Genomic DNA, 18,586 nt, shown 5'->3' on the forward strand with positions numbered 1-18,586 from the left:
TGATCTCCACCTATGTGCTACCGGGTGTGGACCACAGCACAGCGGGCTTAGAGTCGGGATCGTGTCGGTTGATCTCGAAGTGCCCCCGCCAGAACCCCCACCGGATCCCCCGCCGGAGTCCGCCCCGAGTGCTTCGGCGATGCGTCGAGCGCTGCGCAGGGCCGGCGACGGTGTCACGTTGAATGCCACCGAGGCCGCAGTGCTGCTGCACGCTCGCGGTGACGATCTGGATGCCCTGCTCGGGGCCGCGTCCCGGGCCCGCGATGCGCATCTGACCGCCGAGGGCCGAGCGGATGTGGTCACCTACAGCCGCAAGGTGTTCATTCCACTGACCCGGTTGTGCCGCGACCGGTGTCACTACTGCACGTTCGCGACGGTGCCGCACAAGGTCGAGGCGCCGTTCTTGGAGCAGGACGAGGTGCTGGCCATCGCACGGCAGGGCGCCGAGGCGGGCTGCAAGGAGGCCCTGTTCACCCTCGGCGACCGGCCCGAGGACCGCTGGTCGCAGGCGGCGGAGTGGTTGGCCGCGCGTGGCTACTCCTCCACGCTGGACTACGTGCGTGCCTGCGCGATCGCAGTGCTGGAGGAGACCGGGCTGCTGCCGCATCTGAATCCGGGAGTGCTCGACTGGCAGGAGTTGACCCGGTTGAAGCCGGTCGCGCCGAGCATGGGAATGATGCTGGAGACGACCTCGGAGCGGCTGTGGAGCCAACCGGGCAATCCGCACTACGCCAGTCCGGACAAGGAGCCCGCCGTGCGGTTGCGGGTGCTGGCCGATGCGGGGCGGGTCGCGGTGCCGTTCACCAGTGGCATCCTCATCGGCATCGGCGAGACCACCACCGAGCGTGCCGAGTCGCTGCTGGCACTGCGCAGCAGCGCACGCCAGTACGGGCACCTTCAGGAAGTCATCGTGCAGAACTTCCGTGCCAAGCCGGACACGGCGATGCGCGGGATGCCCGATGCCGATCTGGATGATCTGGCCGCCACGATCGCGGTGGCGCGGTTGCTGATGCCGTCGGGGGTGAGCGTGCAGGCACCGCCGAACCTCGTCGGTGCCGAGCACCGCCTGATGCTGCGGGCGGGTATCGACGACTGGGGTGGGGTGTCGCCGGTGACGCCGGATCACGTCAACCCGGAAAAGCCGTGGCCTGCCATCGACGATCTCGCCGAGCAGACCGCGGCGGGCGGTTTCGAACTGCGCGAACGCCTGAGCGCCTACCCGCGCTATGTGCGTGCGGGGCTGGCAGGCAACAGCACACAGTGGTTGGACACGCGGGTGGCCAACCACGTGGCGGAACTGTCCGCGGTGGACGGGCTTGCCCGGCCGGACGCGGAGCTGGTCGGACGTCCGTGGCAAGAGCCCGACGGCGGCTTCGAGTCGATCGGACGTACCGACCTGAACAGCAGCATCGACACCGTCGGACGCAGCGAGGACCGTCGCGGTGACTTCGACACCGTCTACGGCGACTGGGACGAGCTGCGGCAGCAGTTGCCCAGCACGCGGGCACCGGAACGACTCGATTCCGATGTGCGCGAGGGTCTGCGCCTCGCTGCCGAGGATCCGGCCGCGCTGCTCGACGAGAACAACACCGACGTGGCGATGGCCCTGCTGACCTGTGACGGTCCGGCGATGGACTCGTTGGCGAGGCTGGCCGACGAGTTGCGCCGCGAGGTGGTCGGTGGCGACATCACCTATGTTGTCAACCGCAACATCAATTTCTCCAACATCTGCTACGTCGGATGCCGGTTCTGCGCCTTCGCCCAGCGTGAGCGCGACGCCGACGCCTTCCGTCTCTCGCCCGACGATGTGGCGGACCGGGCCGAGGAGGCTTGGCGGGCCGGGGCGACCGAGGTGTGCATGCAAGGCGGCATCGACCCCCGCCTGCCGACCTCCGGCTACGCCGATCTGGTTCGCGCGGTCAAGACCAGGGTGCCCGAGATGCACGTGCACGCATTCAGCCCGATGGAGGTCGTCAGTGCCGCGGCCAAGGCGGGAGTGAGTATCCGGGACTGGCTGACCGAGCTGTGCGAGGCCGGTCTGGACAGTATTCCCGGCACGGCCGCCGAGATCCTCGACGACGATGTCCGCTGGGTGCTGACCAAGGGCAAGTTGCCCGCCTCGGAGTGGATCGAGGTCATCACCACCGCGCACCGGCTGGGCATTCCCTCCTCGTCGACGATGATGTACGGGCACGTCGACACCCCCGAGCACTGGCTCGGGCACCTGCGCACTCTTGCGGGCGTGCAGGACACCGCCGCCGAGAACGGAGTCGGTGGGTTCACCGAGTTCGTCCCGCTGCCGTTCGTCCACCGCAACGCGCCGATCTACCTCGCAGGTCTCGCTCGGCCCGGACCGACCCGTCGCGACAACCGTGCGGTGCATGCGATGGCCCGTCTGGCACTGCACGGACGCATCGACAACGTGCAGTGCTCCTGGGTCAAGCTCGGCGACGAGGGCACCTCCGAGGTACTCACCGGCGGTGCCAACGATCTCGGCGGCACGCTGATGGAGGAAACGATCAGCCGCATGGCCGGCTCCGAGCACGGATCCGAACGCACCATCGAGCAGTTGCACACCATCGCCGCCCGCGTCGACCGCCGCGCCCGCCAGCGCGGTACCACCTACGGAGCCGCACCGGTCAGCCACCTCGGCCTCACGGAGGTATCGGGATAGACGTCAGGTGCGTGAACGGCCCGTTCATCGCCTCTATCGGAATGAACGGGCCGTTCACGCACATTGCGGGAGTTCCTCCATGATCAGTAGAGTGCCGCGTGGCGTCCGCCGCAGGGGAAGGCACGGCATGGGGATCTTCGACTGGTTCACCGGTACCAAACGACCTGAGGACGGGGTCGTGCCCCGATCCCCGCAGGAGGTGTATCAGGCTCTTCTCACGGTGAACCGGCCGACCGCGCCTTTCGTCGTTCGGGACGGCAGTCCGGAGGGGGTCGATCTGGTCTCGGAGTGGCGGATCATGGAATCCGCTTGGTACGAATATTTCAAGACTTTCAGCGTGACCAAGACCTACAAGGTCCTGATGCGTATCAACCCCCCTGATAACGAGGTCCGCTCGACCGATCACGTATGGGAGATCGACTGGACCAAGGGCTTCCCGGAAATCAAGCAGGAAGCCGAATTCGGTCGCGGGCAGGCAAAAAAGGTGGAGCGGCTGTGGAGGCTTGGCCGGGACAAGAACGGAAAACTCGAACTACAGGAACGGGCCACCTTCTCGAGCGGTGAATTGAAATCTCCGCTGCAGGATGCCGTGACCGGTCTCGGGTGGACCTGGCGAGGCGTGTCGATCGGCAAGCTTTGAGATTGCGATGGGCAGGGGTAAGTAAGTACCTGTTGCCGGTGATGAAAGTTGCCCGAGTTTTCGTGCTTCGAAATGTGGGAAACGTGTAGTTTCCGGTTGAAAGGTGGGGCGAGTGACTCCAGGGTTCGGAGCTGAACCCGAGGTGCTTCGGCAGGCGGCATCGAGAATACGCGATGTGGTTCAGGACGCGGACGGAAACAAGGTGGCCGATCTCTGCGGAAACTCCGGTGAGTACGGTCATGAGGGCCTCTTCAGTGCTTTCGAAGAGTTCTGCTCGGCCGTGCAGATCGGTGTCGATGTGCTGGTTGGCAACGCGGAGTCCACTGGCAATTCTCTTGCTGAAGCTGCCCAGAACTATGTGGACAGTGATGACAAGGCGAACGGTGAGTTGCTCGGTCTCGCCGACGGTGTATCCGGCCATGAAAGGGGTAGTAACTGATGGGGGTGCTCGGTGAAACCTCGGATCCCAAGGCGCTGATTCCCGGAAGTCCGAACATAATCGAGGACAAGGTGGCCGCACTGCGCAAGCAAGGCGAGCGCTACGCTGCGATCACGGACGAGCTTCGAGGGGTCGATGTCGGTAATTGGTGGGGGCAAGCCGGCGAGGCCTTCTGGAGCATGTTTTCGAAAGAGCCGCCGAAATGGACCGCTGTCGGTGACTCTCTCGCATCCACCTCCGGTGCCCTGACCGAATACGCGGGCACCTTGCGCTGGGCGCAAGGACAAGCAGCCGAAGCCATCGCACTGTGGGAGAAGGGTGAAGCCTCCACCCATCGGGCAATGGCTCAGTACAAGGAAACTTCCGCACAGGCGCCATTCTCGGACCCGGGTGAGCAGTATCGACGGCAAGCACAGGAACTGCTCACCGGTGCCCGTGAGAAACTCGATGCCGCCGGTACTCACGCGGCGGCGGCCATTCGTGGCGATGGCACCAAGCCGGGCGCGCTTGATCATCTTGTTGATGAGATCACCGGTGGATGGTCGGCCAAGGGAAAGGCCGAGGCAAGTGGCCCCAATGCAGGTGTGGCGGCAGCTTGGCCCAAGGGTAGCAAGATGGGTGAGCTGAAAGCTTTTGCTGAGCTTGCCAAAGCCAGTGCTCAAGGATCAGCGGGCAATGATTATGTGCAGCTTTCCGGAAAGGCTGCTGCGACCGTGGCTGCAGAGGCATCTCTTGCCGGCCAGGTCAACAATGAAGGCATCGGTGCCAAGGCCGAAGTTAAGGCAGGGGCAAAAGCGTCGGCTCAAGGGAAGGTCGATTTCGGTCCCTATGCTGGCTACAACGGCAAGGTTGAAGCATTCGTGGGTGCCAGCGCGAGTGCTAGCGCCTCGGTGGGGCTCGACGGGCTGAAAGCGAATGCAGGGGCATTCGCGGGAGCGAAAGCCACTGGCAAGGTAGGCGGTGACATCGGAGGGATCGGTCTCAATGTGACTGGTGAGGCTTGGGCCGGTCCCGGAGCTGAGCCAGGGGTGAGACTCGGTCCGGACGAGAACGGGACGTGGCACATCGGGGCGAACGCCGGTGTGTCCCCTATTGTCGGGGGTAAACTGGGTTTTGAGCTCACAGTTGACCCCGACGACGTCGCCCAAACTGCCACCGACGCCGCTCAGTTCGTCGGGAACGCCGCGGCGAACACCGGTGAGGCTATCGATGATTTCGCCACATCGACCTACGATTCCTTGAACCCCTGGAATTGACGGTATGCGTGTTCGCGTACTGTGATTGTCTCCACTGAACGGAGTTTGTGATTATGGCAGCCGAATTGCCGGTGCCGATCCGTTTCCGCTTGCCCGACGGGTGGCAGGCGAAGGACCCCGAACAGGTAGGCGCAGATGACGTTGCGTTCGTTGCGCTGCACCCGGAATCGCAGCAACCCGGTTCCACGGCCAATATCACGATCGACGGTGACTATCGTCCCGATCCGGCTGCACTGACCGATATCGCCGATGAATCGGTGCACAATATCGAACAGGTCGCCGAAACGGTCACGGTGACGCAGCGCTCCGAACTCGGCTCTGCCGAGGCACCGGGGCTTGGTCAGGTGCTGAAGTTCTCCACCGTCATCAACGAGGTTGCCCGTGAGCTGTTTCAGTGCCAGGTCTACCTCTCGATGCTGGATACCGAGAACCCGGAGCAGCGGGTGGTGCTCCGGTTGGCGCTGACCGCCAACCAGGAGCAGTTCACAGCACTCATGGAAGATTTTCAGGAGTTCGTCGCCTCCGTGCGTCCGGATACCGACAGCGGCGAGGGCATGTGATGGATGGATCTGTCTGTGGTCGCCTGCGTGTACGCGTGCCTGGTGATGTTGCGGGGGCGTCCGCTTCCTTTTCGGCTGCGACGAACTTCACCAATGCACAGGAATCCGGTGTGCCTGCGAGCTGGGTAGCCTACTGACGACATTGTTGGATTCCACAGAGTGGCAATCTGCCGGACAGGCCGGGTATACGCCGGACAGGACCTCGCCCTGGAGAATGCCGCCTTTCGAGTAGGTGGTATGTCCGGCGCGAAACTCCCGATGCGCGGCCGCTTCCTTGCTCTGGCCAGCACGTTCGTTTGCAAGTGGGAACCCCCTGCGAGCCGCTGTGGCACGGGCTCTACGATCCTCACGGCATACTGATCAACTCTGTGTGGTGTTCCGCCTCCGCTGAGGTGCCACGAATGAGTGATGACCGTATTGCCGCCCGGTCTTCGGTCCTGTCCGAGGATGGGACCTGTATTGGTTGTAACCTGCATGGGTTGTCCGCTGAGGGAGGCATCGCTCGTGCGTAGCCGACTGGCCCGCGCCTGCACGCGAGTGTCCGTATTCGTCGCCACGATGATCATCGGCACGGTCACTGCCGGCGCCGCCACATCCGAACAGTACGTTCGGGCCCAGGCCACGCCGCTGGAATCCCTGAGTGCCCCCGTCGGCCTGGCCGCCGTCGGACTCGGTGTCACCGGGATGCTCGCGGGTGTCTTCCGTCGCAAGAAGACCGCCGTTCAGCCCGAGAACGAACGTAAGTTCTGACGTCGCCGCAAGCCGACTGTGGTGAGTGGCCCTTACCTTCCAGCAGGTTGCGGCAGCGTGGCGCATACCGAACCTCGCGGAAAAAGCCCTCGCGGCCTTCTGCGAGAATGACCGTGTGAGCAGCGACAACCCCGTCACCCAGAACACTGTGAGTCAGGTATCCGGCGCTGGAGAGGCGGCGACGGCCGCAGCGCGTCCGCGCGTGTTCTCCGGCATCCAACCGACCGCCGGTTCCTTCCACCTCGGCAACTACCTGGGTGCGCTGCGCAACTGGATCACGATGCAGGACACCCACGACGCGTTCTACTGCGTGGTCGACCTGCACTCGATCACCGTCGCCATGGATCCCGAAGAACTGCGGAATAACACGCGCTACGCCGCGGCGCAGTTGCTGGCGATGGGCATCGACCCGGAACGCAGCACGTTGTTCGTACAGAGCCACGTTGCCGAGCACGCTCAGCTGAGCTGGGTGCTGGAGTGCATGACGGGCTTCGGCGAGGCCGGGCGGATGACCCAGTTCAAGGACAAGTCCTCCAGGCAGGAGGAGGAGCACGTCAGTGTCGGGCTCTTCACCTACCCGGCTCTGATGGCCGCCGACATCCTGCTGTATCGGACCGATGCCGTCCCGGTCGGCGAGGACCAACGCCAGCACCTCGAGCTCAGCCGCACCCTCGCCCAGCGGTTCAACTCCCGCTTCGGCAGTATCTTCGTGGTCCCCGATGCGCACATTCCGCAGGACACCGCCAAGATCTTCGATCTGCAGGCTCCGGGGTCGAAGATGAGCAAGTCGGTGCCCTCCGGGGTCGTCGAGTTCATGGAGGACCCGAAGCGTTCGGCGAAGAAGATCCGTTCCGCGGTGACCGACAACGAGCGCGAGATCCGCTATGACCCGGACGACAAGCCGGGAATCAGCAATCTGCTGGTGATCTACTCGGCCATGACCGGCCGGTCGATCGCCGAACTCGAATCCGACTACGAGGGCCACGGCTACGGTGACCTGAAGAAGAACCTCGGCGAGGTGATCGTCGACTTCGTGACGCCCTTCCAGACCAGGGTGCAGGAGTATCTGGACGATCCGGTCGAGCTGGACAAGATCCTGCGGCGCGGTGCCGAGCGCGCCAGGACGACCGCCTCCGAAACCCTGCGCACGGTGTTCGACCGGGTCGGCTTCCTGCCTCCAGCAGGCTGATCCGATAGCGCGGCGGTAACCTTCGGCCGGTGTTCCACCGGGCGGGAGGTGAACAGTGGCCGACCGGAGCCAACCGGCACGCACGGCGAAAGCCGACGAGGCACAGCCAAGCAGGCTGGACCTCATGCGGCGCAAGTATCCCCGACTCGACCGGCTCGTCCGGGCCGCCGGCCGCTATCAGTCACAGTACGGTGACTACTACGCGGCCGCGATCACCTACTTCAGCGTGCTCGCACTCGTGCCGCTGCTGATGATCGCGTTCGCGGTGGCCGGATTCATCCTCTCGGGGAACGAGGACCTGCTGAATCGACTACAGCAGGCCATCGCCGAGGCCGTGCCCAGCGAGCAGTTGAGCACCTTGATCACCAACATCGTCAACGAGGCGATCGAGCAGGCCGGGGCGGTCGGCATCATCGGTCTGCTCGGCGCGCTGTACTCGGGTCTGGGCTGGATGACCAACCTGCGTGAGGCGCTGACCGCGCAATGGGGTCAGGGACCCACGAACCTGCCGTTCCTGAAAAAGACCGCAGCCGACTTGGCCTCCCTGATCGGTCTGGGGCTGGCCCTGGTGGTGTCCTTCGCGATCAGCGCTCTCGGAGGCGTGGTCGGTCGGGCCCTGTTCGCTCTGGTCGGCATCGAGAACACTCCCGTTGCCGCTGTCGTGCTGCGGCTGCTGACGATCGTGCTGTCGCTGGCCGCGAGCTGGCTGGTGTTCCTGTGGGTGCTGGCACGGTTGCCCCGGAAGCCGGTCACACTGCACAGCGCCGTGTGGGGCGCGCTGTTCGCGGCGGTGGGTTTCGAGGTACTCAAACAGGTCGGTGTGGTTTACATCAGGAGCCTCAACAGCTCCCCGGCCGCTGCTGCGTTCGGCCCCATTCTGGGCCTGCTCGTATTCGCCTACCTCGTCTCCCGATTCATCCTGTTCGCGACCGCGTGGACCGCTCAAGCCCAGGAGAACCAGGAACTTGTGCCGCCGGAGCCCGCACCTCCGGCGGTGATCCGGCCGGTGGTACGGGAGCGCTCGGGTACGGCGACCGCGGCGAGCCTGTTCGGTCTCGGCGTGGTCATCGGATGGTTCGCACGGCGCCGGTGACGAGCCGAGTGGTGCGGTGGTGTTCACGGATGATCGTCATCGGTGACTTCGGCATTGTTGCGGCGTGCGGCGGCGGCGACTTTCGCGCGGTGCTGCCGCACGCCCAGAACACCGAACACGGCCACAGCCGCCATGGTCAGCAGGGCCAACGGTCCGCCGACCGTGCCGAACAGTGACGACTCCGAAGAGCTCGTCTTCTCCGGCACGCTCGCCTGTGGCTCCGGTGTCTCGCCGGTCGAGGTCGGGGATGCCATCGGTGTCAGATGTCCGACCGCTTGCGCATCCTCGTCGAGGCGGAACCCGTAGTCCAGCAGTGCCGTGGCCTGCTGTGACAGCGGATCCGGACGGTTCTCGCCGCGCATCAGAACCGCGACCAACCGGCGCCCGTCGCGCTCGGCGGCGGCGATGTAGGTGTGTCGTGCATCGTCGGTATAGCCGGTTTTGCCACCCAAGGCTCCCCGGTAGTTCCGGAGCACGTCGTTGTCGTTGTACAGCTTCAGCGCCGGCCCGTCCGGCCTTCCGGGAATTTCGGCGTAGCGCATGGCAACGATCTCGGCGAATTCCGGGTTCCGCATCGCGGTGCGGAAGATCAGCGCCATGTCGTAGGCGGAGGTGCTCATGCCGGGGCCGTCCAGCCCGGACGGAGTGGCGGCTCTGGTGTCCCGCGCACCGAGCTCGTGAGCGAGCCGATTCATCCGAGCGAGCGTGCGTTGAGTGCCCCCGAGTTTCCTGGCCAGGGCATGGGCGGCGTCATTGCCGGACTGCAGGAGCAGACCGGTCAACACCTCGCGCACCGTGTAGGTCACCCCGGGGACGAGTCCGGCTTTGCTGCCTTCCATGCCCGCGTCGGCCTGGGTGATCGTGATGGTGTCGGTCATGTCGAGCTGACGGATGGCCACCAATGCCGTGAGAACCTTGATGATCGAGGCGGGACGGTGCCTGCCGTGCGGATTCTTCGCGGCGAGCACGTTTCCGCTGCCGAGTTCGGCGAGAATCCAGGTGGTCGAGGCCACCTTGGTGGGGACCGTGGGAGCGCCGGGAGCGGTGAGCACGCCGCACTCGCCCATTCGCCCGCCTCCGATGGCTTCCGCAGGGACCGGGAGCGGATCGGGCGAGGGCACCCCGGGAGGCGGAACCTCGGAGCTGTCCACGGGGGGTGGTGGCAGCGTTGCGTGCGGGCAGTTCGCCGGTGGCGGTTGAACAGCATCGGTCCCCGCGGCGAGGGCAGTGCCGGGGGCGAGTATGGCGGTGAGGAGAATGCATACGGCGATGACGGTGTTTGCGCGCAGCCCAGTGGCCGAGCGCCGGGCTCTCACAGGCACAGCAGCAGACTAGCGGATCTTGTTCCGGAAGGATTCCGCCGACGGTGCCGAGTACCGTGCCGGGTTACTCGAGGTGCCCCGGCCGAGATGTGCTCCTGTCGGGGGAGCGATACTGCCGGACGTGAGACTTTCCCGCCGCTCCGCCCTGCTCCTGCTCGCCTTCGGTGTCTGGTCCTGGCTGCTGTGGCCGACGTTCATCCGCAATGTCTGGGATGGTGAACGCTCGTGGTCGGCCGGTGCACCGACGGCCTATCTGATCGTACACCTGGTGATCGCCTTTGTTTCCCTCGCTCTGGGGACGGCGATCGGCGTATTGGGTTGGCGAGGCTACCGGGCGTCACGACGCTGAGGTGGTGAGCACAATTTCGCGAGAAATTGGCATTCACCCGGGTGAACGCCAATTTCTCGCGAAATTTCTCGGCGGCTCAGCGACGGAACATCAGGGCCCGCTTGACCTCCTGGATCGCCTTGGTCACCTGGATACCCCGCGGGCAGGCGTCGGTGCAGTTGAAGGTCGTACGGCACCGCCAGACGCCGTCCTGGTCGTTGAGGATGTCCAGCCGCTCCTCGGTGGCCTCGTCCCGGCTGTCGAAGATGAACCGGTGGGCGTTGACGATCGCGGCGGGACCGAAGTAGGAACCCTCCGACCAGTACACCGGGCAGGACGTGGTGCAGGCCGCACACAGGATGCACTTGGTGGTGTCGTCGAAGCGCTCGCGCTCGGCGATCGACTGAGTGCGCTCCCTGGTCGGCTCGTTCCCCGAGGTGACCAAGTACGGCTGGATGGCACGGTAGGCCTCGAAGAACGGCTCCATGTTCACCAGCAGATCCTTCTCGACCGGCAGCCCCTTGATCGGCTCCACGGTGAGCGTGGTCTCCCCGTTCTTGGCGAACATGTCCTTCATCAGGACCTTGCAGGCCAGTCGGTTGACGCCGTTGATGCGCATGGCATCCGAGCCGCACACACCGTGGGCACAGGAACGGCGGAAGGTCAGGGTTCCGTCGATGTACCACTTGATGTAGTGCAGCAGGTTGAGCACCCGGTCGGTCGGCAGCGCCGGAACCCGGTAGGACTCCCAGTGCAGGTCGTCGTCGACCTCCGGGTTGAACCGCTCGATCTTGACGGTCACCATCGTGGCGCCGTCCGGAATCGGCGGCGCGTCCGACGGCAGGTCCGCCGCGGTGCTGTCGTTGTTGCTGAGAGTGGCGGTCATCAGTACTTACGCTCCATCGGCTGGTACCGGGTCACGGAGACGGGCTTGTAATCCAACCGGATGTCGGAGAGGAACCCGGTGAGCCCGAGCGGTGCGTCCGGGTCTTCGGCGTCCGGCAACTGCTTGTACGACATGCTGTGCCGCATGAAGTTCGTGTCGTCGCGGGACGTGTAGTCCTCACGGGCGTGGCCGCCGCGCGACTCCTTGCGGGCGAGAGCGGCGTTGACCAGCGACTCGGCCAGATCGAGCAGGAAGCCCAGCTCGATGGCCTCCAGCAGGTCGCTGTTGAACCGCATGCCCTTGTCGTGCACGGCGATCCGGCCGTAGCGCTCCTTGAGCAGCTGCACGTCCGATTGTGCCTGCTTGAGGGTCTCCTCGGTGCGGTACACCGAGGCGTTGGCGTCCATCGTCTCCTGCAGCGCAGTACGGATGTTGGCGACGCGCTCACCGCCGCTGGCGGTGCGCAGGTGGTCGACCATGCCCTGCACGAGCTTGGCGGGCTCCTCCGGCATCTCGACGTGCTCGTGGCCGTGCGCGTACTCGGCGGCGGCGATGCCCGCGCGGCGGCCGAACACGTTGATGTCCAGCAACGAGTTCGTGCCCAGCCGGTTGGAACCGTGCACCGAGACGCAGGCGCATTCCCCCGCGGCGTAGAGGCCGGGCACGACGCTGTCGTTGTCGCGCAGTACCTCCGCGCCCACGTTGGTGGGGATACCGCCCATCGCGTAGTGCGCGGTGGGGTACACCGGCACGAGCTCGTGCACCGGGTCCACACCCAGGTAGGTGCGGGAGAACTCGGTGATGTCGGGCAGCTTGGACTCGAGGATCTCCTCGCCGAGGTGGGTGACGTCGAGGTACACGTAGTCCTTCTCGGGGCCCGCGCCGCGTCCCTCCAGCACCTCCAGCGCCATCGACCGTGCCACGATGTCGCGCGGGGCGAGGTCCTTGATCGTGGGCGCGTAGCGCTCCATGAACCGTTCGCCGTCGACATTGCGCAGAATGCCGCCCTCACCGCGCACGGCCTCGGAGATGAGGATGCCCAGGCCGGCCAGGCCGGTCGGGTGGAACTGGTAGAACTCCATGTCCTCCAGCGGCAGGCCCTTGCGGTAGACGATGCCCATGCCGTCACCGGTGAGGGTGTGTGCGTTCGAGGTGGTCTTGAAGACCTTGCCGAAGCCGCCGGTGGCGAAAATGACCGACTTGGCGTGGAACACGTGGATCTCACCGGTGGCCAATTCGTAGGCCACGGCGCCGGTGCACACCTGTTCGCCGGCGTCGTTGGTGCTCATGGTGACGTCGAGGACGTAGAACTCGTTGAAGAACTCGACGCCGTGCTTGATGCAGTTCTGGTACAGCGTCTGCAGGATCATGTGACCGGTGCGGTCGGCGGCGTAGCAGGCGCGCCGCACCGGCGACTTACCGTGCTCACGGGTGTGGCCACCGAACCGGCGCTGGTCGATCCTGCCCTCGGGGGTCCGGTTGAACGGCAACCCCATCTTCTCCAGGTCCAGGACCGAATCGATGGCCTCCTTCGCCATGATCTCGGAAGCGTCCTGGTCGACCAGGTAGTCGCCTCCCTTGATCGTGTCGAAGTTGTGCCACTCCCAGTTGTCCTCCTCGACGTTGGCCAGGGCGGCACACATGCCACCCTGCGCCGCGCCGGTGTGCGAGCGGGTCGGGTAGATCTTGGTGAGGACGGCCGTGCGGGCGCGCTGGCCGGACTCGATCGCGGCGCGCATCCCGGCGCCTCCGGCGCCGACGATGACCACGTCGTACTTGTGGAATTGCATGGTCGCCTCCTTGGGCTGGTGGCGAGTTCCCGCGGGATCGACGACAGCCGATGCTCACGCGGGGCGCTCGAAGCTGCTGTGTCCGGTCAGCTGATGTTCGGGTCGAAGGTGAAGAGCACGAAGGTACCCAGAACCACGATCACCAGGAGCGAGACACAGAGCAGGGTCTGCAGCCAGAAGCGGGTGCCGCCCTTGCGCGAATAGTCGTTGATGACGGTACGCAGGCCGTTGGCGCCGTGCAGCCCTGCCAGCCAGAGCATGGTCAGGTCCCACATCTGCCAGAACGGGGAGGCCCAGCGCCCGGCGACGAAGGCGAAGTTGATGCGCTGTACGCCGCCGTCCAGGAACAGCATGATGAGCAGGTGTCCGAGGACCAGGAACAGCAGCACGACGCCGGACAGCCGCATGAACACCCAGCTGTAGAGCTCGAAGTTGCTGCGGCGCGCGGCCGGCCGTGTCGACGAGCGTGGCTTGTCGATGGCCACGGGTGCTTCGGTCGTGGTCATGGTTCTAGTGCCCCCCGAACAGTTCCGTGATGGCGCGAGTGAGCATGCTGATCGCGGCCGGGATGATCAGGACCAGCCACAGGCCCACGACGGTCCACAGCATGGGGCGCTGGAATCTGGTGCCCTCGGACCAGAAGTCGACCAGCATCACCCGGATGCCGTTGAACGCGTGGAACAGCACCGCGGCGAGCAGACCCAACTCGAACAGGATCATGATCGGATGCTTGTAGGTACTGATCACTGTGTCGTACGCATTGGGCGATACCCGGACAAGCGCCGTGTCCAACACGTGTACGAATAGAAAGAAGAAGGTGAGTACGCCTGTGATCCGGTGGGCGACCCACGACCACATGCCCAGATCGCCGCGGTAGAGCGTGCCCTTGGCGCGGGGACTTGCCTCGCGCGGGCGCGCCTCCGCCGCGGTGGCGGTGGTGCTGGCCATGATGGAAGGCCTCCAACGTCGCTGGTGGACTAACGGACCCGCTCGCGACAGCGGCGAAACCGGTCGCTGAACGCTCTTCTGCGCCCGTCACCGGCCACCTTCAGCGGGTCCTTGACCCACCGGATGCTAGACCCGTAGCACCCGGCTGGCCTACTCGCATCTGCCTGCTGTGATCGAGCAGACAAATCAACAGGGCAGGTGGATCGATGTAGAAATCGGCATGTGACCGAATCGAGTGAAGTGGGCGATAGCCGCAAGTCACCGCTGTGATAAACGACTCAGCGGAGGACGTGGCCGGTGCTCGCGGACGTGTGCGCCGCCGCATCTTTCGAAATCAGGTGGTTTTCGCAAGTCGCCGATTTCACAAAGTCGCCGGTTTCGCAAGTCGAGAGGAGCGGGACGTGCGCACGGTCGAGTGGGACATCCTGCGGAATGCCGCGGTACGCGCGGCAGCCGATGCGTATTGCCCGTACTCCGGACTACGGGTCGGTGCGGCGGGACTGTGTGCGGACGGCCGCGTCGTCGTCGGCTGCAACGTCGAGAACGGCTCGTACGGGCTCACGCTGTGCGCGGAGTGCACGATGGCGGGCCAATTGCGACTCACCGGTGGTGGGCGGTTCACCGCGGTCACCTGCCGTGGTGGTGATGGCGAGCTGCTGATGCCGTGCGGACGCTGCCGCCAGGTGCTCTTCGAACTGGGCGGCCCGGAGTGCCTGCTCGATACGCCGAGCGGGATCCGCACGATGCGCGATGTGCTGCCGGATGCTTTCGTGCTCTGAACACGCGGATCACGAACATGCGGGTGTCGGGGTTCCGTGTCGGGTAAGAGTGGGACCGCTTGGGTTCTCCGACACGAAAGGTCGTCTCATGGCTCACTCCGCCGTCGACGTGATCCGGACCAAGCGCGACGGGCGGCCGCTCACCGCCGACCAGATCGACTGGGTGATCGAGTCGTACACGCGCGGTGAGGTCGCCGAGGAGCAGATGTCGGCGCTGGCGATGGCCATTCTGCTGAGAGGGATGGACGCCACCGAGACCGCCCGCTGGACGGCCGCGATGGTCTCCTCGGGCCGGACACTGGACCTCGGTGGCCTCCGGCGGCCCACCGTGGACAAGCACTCCACCGGCGGCGTGGGAGACAAGATCACCCTGGCGCTGACGCCGCTCGTGGCAGCCTGCGGGGCCGCAGTGCCGCAACTGTCCGGCCGTGGGCTCGGTCATACCGGCGGGACCCTGGACAAGCTGGAGTCCGTACCCGGCTGGCGCGCGAGCCTGTCTCCCGATGAGATCCGCAGTCGACTCGACAGTGTCGGGGCCGTGGTGTGTGCGGCGACGGAAGGGCTCGCACCGGCCGATCGCAAGCTCTACGCGTTGCGTGATGTCACCGCCACGGTGGAGTCGGTTCCGCTGATCGCGGGCTCCATCATGAGCAAGAAGCTCGCGGAGGGGACGCAGTCCCTCGTCCTGGACGTCAAGTGCGGGTCCGGAGCCTTCATGACCGACCGCACGCGGGGCCGCGAGCTCGCCGAGGCGCTCGTGTCGATCGGCATCGCCAACGGGGTGAACACCAGCGCCCTGCTCACCGCGATGTCGGCTCCACTGGGCAGGGCGGTCGGCAATGCGCTCGAGGTCGCCGAGGCGGTCGAGGTGCTGCGCGGTGGTGGTCCGGCCGACGTCGTCGAACTGACGCTCGCGCTGGCGGGCGAGATGCTCGAACACGCGGGACTGCCCGCTGCGGACCCGGCGGAGGTGCTGGCTTCCGGTCGAGCCTATGCGCAGTGGGAACGGATGATCGCCGCACAGGGCGGCGATCCGGATGCGCCGCTTCCGCGTGCCGCGCACACGCACACCGTTGCCGCACCGGAGAGCGGCACGCTGGCGACTCTGGACGCCTACGCCGTCGGTGTCGCGGCGTGCCGGCTCGGCGCCGGGCGCACTCGCAAGGAGGACGACGTGCAGCACGCCGCGGGCGTGCTGTGCATGGCGAAACCGGGCGAGCACGTCCGGTGGGGACAACCGCTGCTGGAACTGCACACCGACAGCCCGGATGCCGTTCCGGCGGCGCTGGAAGTGCTGGAAGGCGCGTTCGAGATCACCGACGCCGAGATGACGCGTGAATCACTCGTGCTCGACCGGGTCGTCGGCAGCGAGATGACCGGTTCTTCCCGGTGACCCCGCTGCCGACGGCGCTCACGCGCTCTCGGCGGTGTAGTCCTCGGAGTCCTCGACTCCACCGGACTTGTCCGAGTCGCGCTTGGCGCTCTTGGACTTCCCGCGCCGCTGCTGCCGGGGCAGCGCCGTCGGTGGAGCCGGGGAGGAAGGAGCAGCCGGGGCGCCACCACCGAGGATGAGCTCGGCAAAGGTTGCCATCGCCTCGTCGAGCTGGCCGGCGTGCCTGCGCTCGGTCTCCTCGTTTGCCGTGCGTACCAGCGAGTCCAGCGCCTCGGTATCGGGCTGCTCGGCGAGCGTGCCGCTGATCTGCGAAAGGTTCGTGGCCAGCGTCCCGCTGAGGTCGCCGAGACGGTCGGTGACTCCCTGCTCGACGGTTTCCAACCGGTTGTTGACGTTCTCCTCCACGGAGTCGATCCGGTTCGAGACCTGGTCCAGCCTGCCGGTGAGCGCTTCGAGTCGCTCGGCGAGCTGCTCGAGACGGTCCGTGGGATCCACGGCCGGGCGGCCGGCCAACTCGTCGAGTTTGCCGTTGATCTGCTCGCTGTTACCGGAGACGGTCTGGTTCACCGTGCTCTGCACACCTTCGGCCGATTCGGTCACCGAGCGCTGTAGCGCTTCCCTCGTGCCGTCGATGTGCTCGTGCACGCCCTCGTCGATCTCCGCGAACCGCCCGCGGAGGCTGGTCTCCATGGAGTCGAGGCGCTCACGCACCGGCCCGTGCACCGAACCGGGTAGCTCGTCGATCCGGTTGTCCTGCCTGTCCAGTTGTGTCCCCAGCTCGTCGAGGCGCTGGTGGACGTGGGCGAGTTTGTCCTCCAGCCCGTCCATCCGGCCTGTGACCCCGTCGAACCGACCTGCCATCCCGTCCAGGCGTCCGTCGAGTTGTGCGAACGGCTGGGAGAGCTTGTCGAAGAGGCCGTCGACGGTGGTGTTGAGCCCGGCGATCGCGCCTTCCTGAGCCTCGAGTTTGGACAGCGCCTCGTCGAGCCGCTCGGCGAGCACGTTGAGTTCGGTGCGGTCGGGAAGTTCGGACAGCCGCTTGCGTACGGAGCCGAGCGACTCCAGCGGTGACATCCGGGCGTTGATCTCGTCCAGTGCGTCGAAAATCTGTTGCTGTTCGCTCTCTCGGATCTCGGCAGCACGCGTGAGCATGTTGCGCATGCGATCGAACGACAAACCGGCTTGGTTGTTCTCGTTCACGGCTACGGGCGTCCTTCGTCGAGGGGGAGAGGGGAGGACTAGTGGAGCGTAGCTACTCGATCACATCGGAGACAGACACCCCCTGAATCTTGGATCGGAACACGGGGCCCCGAGCACGCTCACCCGGTCGGCACGGTCCGGTGTGTCGCGGTCCGGTTGCCGCACTCGCGGCCTCACCGGTAGTAACGTGGGACCATGTCGACACCGGTAAGCTTGGAGACGATCCCGCTGGCCCCCAAGGTGCTGCTGCACGATCATCTCGATGGTGGGCTGCGCCCTGCGACGGTGATCGACCTCGCCCATGAGGTCGGCTATCGGCAGCTGCCGTATGAAAATGCCGAGGACCTGGAACGATGGTTTGCCGCGGCAGCCGATTCAGGATCGCTGGAGCGGTATCTGGAGACGTTTTCGCACACGGTTGCCGTGATGCAGACGCGTGCTGCGCTCGTGCGGGTGGCCGCCGAGTGTGCCGAGGACCTGGCGGAAGACGGTGTGGTGTATGCGGAGGTTCGTTACGCACCGGAACTGTTCCAGGAAGGCGGTCTGACCCTCGACGAGATCGTCCAGGCCGTACAGGATGGATTCAGAGAAGGCGAGCGGCGTGTCGCCGCGACCGGAAAGAGCATCCGGATCACCACTCTGCTGGCTGCGATGCGGCAGAACGCGCGTTCGGCCGAAATCGCCGAGCTGGCCGTGCGCTACCGGGATGCCGAGGTGGTCGGATTCGACATCGCCGGACCGGAAGCGGGCTTTCCGCCCACCCGCAACCTCGATGCGTTCGAATACCTGCGGCAGCAGAACGCGCACTTCACCATTCACGCCGGTGAGGCATTCGGGTTGCCGTCCATCTGGGAGGCACTGCAGCACTGCGGCACCGAGCGCCTCGGTCACGGTGTGCGCATCGTCGACGACATCAAGGTCGACGACGACGGGACCGTGCAGCTCGGCCGTCTCGCTTCCTACGTGCGGGACCGCCGGATCCCACTGGAGATGTGCCCGTCGTCGAACCTGCAGACGGGGGCAGCGCCCTCGATTGCCGAGCATCCCATCGGTCTGCTCGCCGACCTGCGCTTCCGCGTGACGGTCAACACCGACAACCGGCTGATGAGCCACTGCTCGATGTCCAGCGAGTTCGCCGCGCTGCACGAGGCGTTCGGGTACGGCTGGACCGACATGCAGTGGTTCACGGTGAATGCGATGAAGTCGTCGTTCCTCGGCTTCGACGAGCGCCTCGAGATCATCAACAATGTGATCAAACCCGGCTATGCCACCCTCATCGGCTGAGCGGGTGGAAGTCGTCGGGAAAACTCCAACCCGCCTCCCCGGACGCAGGGCGCGC

Annotated in this window: 18 protein-coding genes; 12 read left to right on the forward strand and 6 right to left on the reverse strand. The window is 65.6% G+C overall.

Translation table 11 applies throughout. The annotated features are described in order from the left end of the window. The first annotated feature begins 61 nt into the window (after window positions 1-61). The 8 genes from JOF55_RS13950 to yhjD all read left to right on the forward strand — a co-directional run bounded on the left by JOF55_RS13950 (window position 62) and on the right by yhjD (window position 8,601). Window positions 62-2,674 carry a bifunctional FO biosynthesis protein CofGH gene (locus tag JOF55_RS13950; RefSeq protein WP_310274290.1) on the forward strand — a complete coding sequence of 871 codons (2,613 nt, stop codon included), beginning with the start codon at window positions 62-64 and terminating at the stop codon, window positions 2,672-2,674. Between the two features lie 127 nt (window positions 2,675-2,801). Beyond that, window positions 2,802-3,314 carry a hypothetical protein gene (locus JOF55_RS13955; protein ID WP_310274292.1) on the forward strand — a complete coding sequence of 171 codons (513 nt, stop codon included), beginning with the start codon at window positions 2,802-2,804 and terminating at the stop codon, window positions 3,312-3,314. A 175-nt stretch (window positions 3,315-3,489) separates the two neighbouring features. Beyond that, complete coding sequence (locus JOF55_RS13960) at window positions 3,490-3,753, forward strand: hypothetical protein (RefSeq protein ID WP_310274294.1); 264 nt, start codon at window positions 3,490-3,492, stop codon at window positions 3,751-3,753. Beyond that, the gene (locus JOF55_RS13965) at window positions 3,753-5,009 is read left to right on the forward strand and encodes a putative T7SS-secreted protein (protein ID WP_310274296.1); all 1,257 of its coding nucleotides are present in this window, start codon (window positions 3,753-3,755) and stop codon (window positions 5,007-5,009) included. The genes JOF55_RS13960 and JOF55_RS13965 overlap by 1 nt, the downstream gene beginning before the upstream one ends. A gap of 53 nt (window positions 5,010-5,062) precedes the next feature. Then, a complete protein-coding gene (locus JOF55_RS13970; RefSeq protein ID WP_310274298.1) occupies window positions 5,063-5,569 on the forward strand; it encodes a hypothetical protein in 507 nt (168 codons plus the stop codon). A 504-nt stretch (window positions 5,570-6,073) separates the two neighbouring features. After that, window positions 6,074-6,319, forward strand: a complete 246-nt coding sequence (locus JOF55_RS13975; RefSeq protein ID WP_310274300.1) for a hypothetical protein — start codon at window positions 6,074-6,076, stop codon at window positions 6,317-6,319. Window positions 6,320-6,467: 148 nt separating this feature from the next. Continuing rightward, window positions 6,468-7,508, forward strand: coding sequence for a tryptophan--tRNA ligase (gene trpS, locus JOF55_RS13980; RefSeq protein WP_374727492.1), 1,041 nt, complete (start codon window positions 6,468-6,470; stop codon window positions 7,506-7,508). 55 nt (window positions 7,509-7,563) lie between these two features. Next, entirely contained in the window at window positions 7,564-8,601 is a 1,038-nt protein-coding gene (yhjD, locus tag JOF55_RS13985; RefSeq protein WP_310274304.1) for an inner membrane protein YhjD, read from the forward strand. Window positions 8,602-8,624: 23 nt separating this feature from the next. Here the strand turns inward: yhjD and JOF55_RS13990 are convergent, their stop codons facing one another. Next, window positions 8,625-9,668, reverse strand: coding sequence for a D-alanyl-D-alanine carboxypeptidase family protein (locus JOF55_RS13990; RefSeq protein WP_310274306.1), 1,044 nt, complete (start codon window positions 9,666-9,668; stop codon window positions 8,625-8,627). Window positions 9,669-10,044: 376 nt separating this feature from the next. Here JOF55_RS13990 and JOF55_RS13995 point away from each other — a divergent pair, with 376 nt between their 5' ends. Then, window positions 10,045-10,272, forward strand: coding sequence for an SCO4848 family membrane protein (locus tag JOF55_RS13995; RefSeq protein ID WP_310274308.1), 228 nt, complete (start codon window positions 10,045-10,047; stop codon window positions 10,270-10,272). A 76-nt stretch (window positions 10,273-10,348) separates the two neighbouring features. Here JOF55_RS13995 and JOF55_RS14000 read toward each other — a convergent pair whose 3' ends face one another. From JOF55_RS14000 to sdhC, 4 genes are all read right to left on the reverse strand, one after another. Beyond that, window positions 10,349-11,137, reverse strand: a complete 789-nt coding sequence (locus JOF55_RS14000) for a succinate dehydrogenase iron-sulfur subunit (protein ID WP_310274311.1) — start codon at window positions 11,135-11,137, stop codon at window positions 10,349-10,351. After that, the gene (sdhA, locus tag JOF55_RS14005; protein WP_310274313.1) at window positions 11,137-12,927 is read right to left on the reverse strand and encodes a succinate dehydrogenase flavoprotein subunit; all 1,791 of its coding nucleotides are present in this window, start codon (window positions 12,925-12,927) and stop codon (window positions 11,137-11,139) included. The genes JOF55_RS14000 and sdhA overlap by 1 nt, the downstream gene beginning before the upstream one ends. An 86-nt stretch (window positions 12,928-13,013) precedes the next feature. After that, window positions 13,014-13,433 (reverse strand): succinate dehydrogenase, hydrophobic membrane anchor protein, encoded by a 420-nt coding sequence (gene sdhD / locus JOF55_RS14010; protein WP_310274315.1) that lies wholly within the window; start codon window positions 13,431-13,433, stop codon window positions 13,014-13,016. Window positions 13,434-13,437: 4 nt separating this feature from the next. Then, entirely contained in the window at window positions 13,438-13,875 is a 438-nt protein-coding gene (sdhC, locus tag JOF55_RS14015) for a succinate dehydrogenase, cytochrome b556 subunit (protein ID WP_310274317.1), read from the reverse strand. Window positions 13,876-14,276: 401 nt separating this feature from the next. On the opposite strand from sdhC, the gene JOF55_RS14020 reads away from it, so the two are divergent. Both JOF55_RS14020 and JOF55_RS14025 read left to right on the forward strand, forming a co-directional pair. Next, entirely contained in the window at window positions 14,277-14,654 is a 378-nt protein-coding gene (locus JOF55_RS14020; protein WP_310274319.1) for a cytidine deaminase, read from the forward strand. An 88-nt stretch (window positions 14,655-14,742) separates the two neighbouring features. Further along, the gene (locus JOF55_RS14025; RefSeq protein WP_310274323.1) at window positions 14,743-16,047 is read left to right on the forward strand and encodes a thymidine phosphorylase; all 1,305 of its coding nucleotides are present in this window, start codon (window positions 14,743-14,745) and stop codon (window positions 16,045-16,047) included. 18 nt (window positions 16,048-16,065) lie between these two features. Here the strand turns inward: JOF55_RS14025 and JOF55_RS14030 are convergent, their stop codons facing one another. Further along, window positions 16,066-17,247 (reverse strand): hypothetical protein, encoded by a 1,182-nt coding sequence (locus tag JOF55_RS14030; protein WP_310274324.1) that lies wholly within the window; start codon window positions 17,245-17,247, stop codon window positions 16,066-16,068. A 195-nt stretch (window positions 17,248-17,442) separates the two neighbouring features. Between JOF55_RS14030 and JOF55_RS14035 the strand changes: the two genes are divergently transcribed. Next, window positions 17,443-18,531: an adenosine deaminase gene (locus tag JOF55_RS14035; RefSeq protein ID WP_310274326.1), complete on the forward strand. Its 1,089-nt coding sequence runs from the start codon at window positions 17,443-17,445 to the stop codon at window positions 18,529-18,531. Window positions 18,532-18,586 lie beyond the last annotated feature (55 nt).

Origin of the sequence: Haloactinomyces albus, assembly GCF_031458135.1 — a bacterium.
GTDB lineage: Bacteria > Actinomycetota > Actinomycetes > Mycobacteriales > Pseudonocardiaceae > Haloactinomyces > Haloactinomyces albus.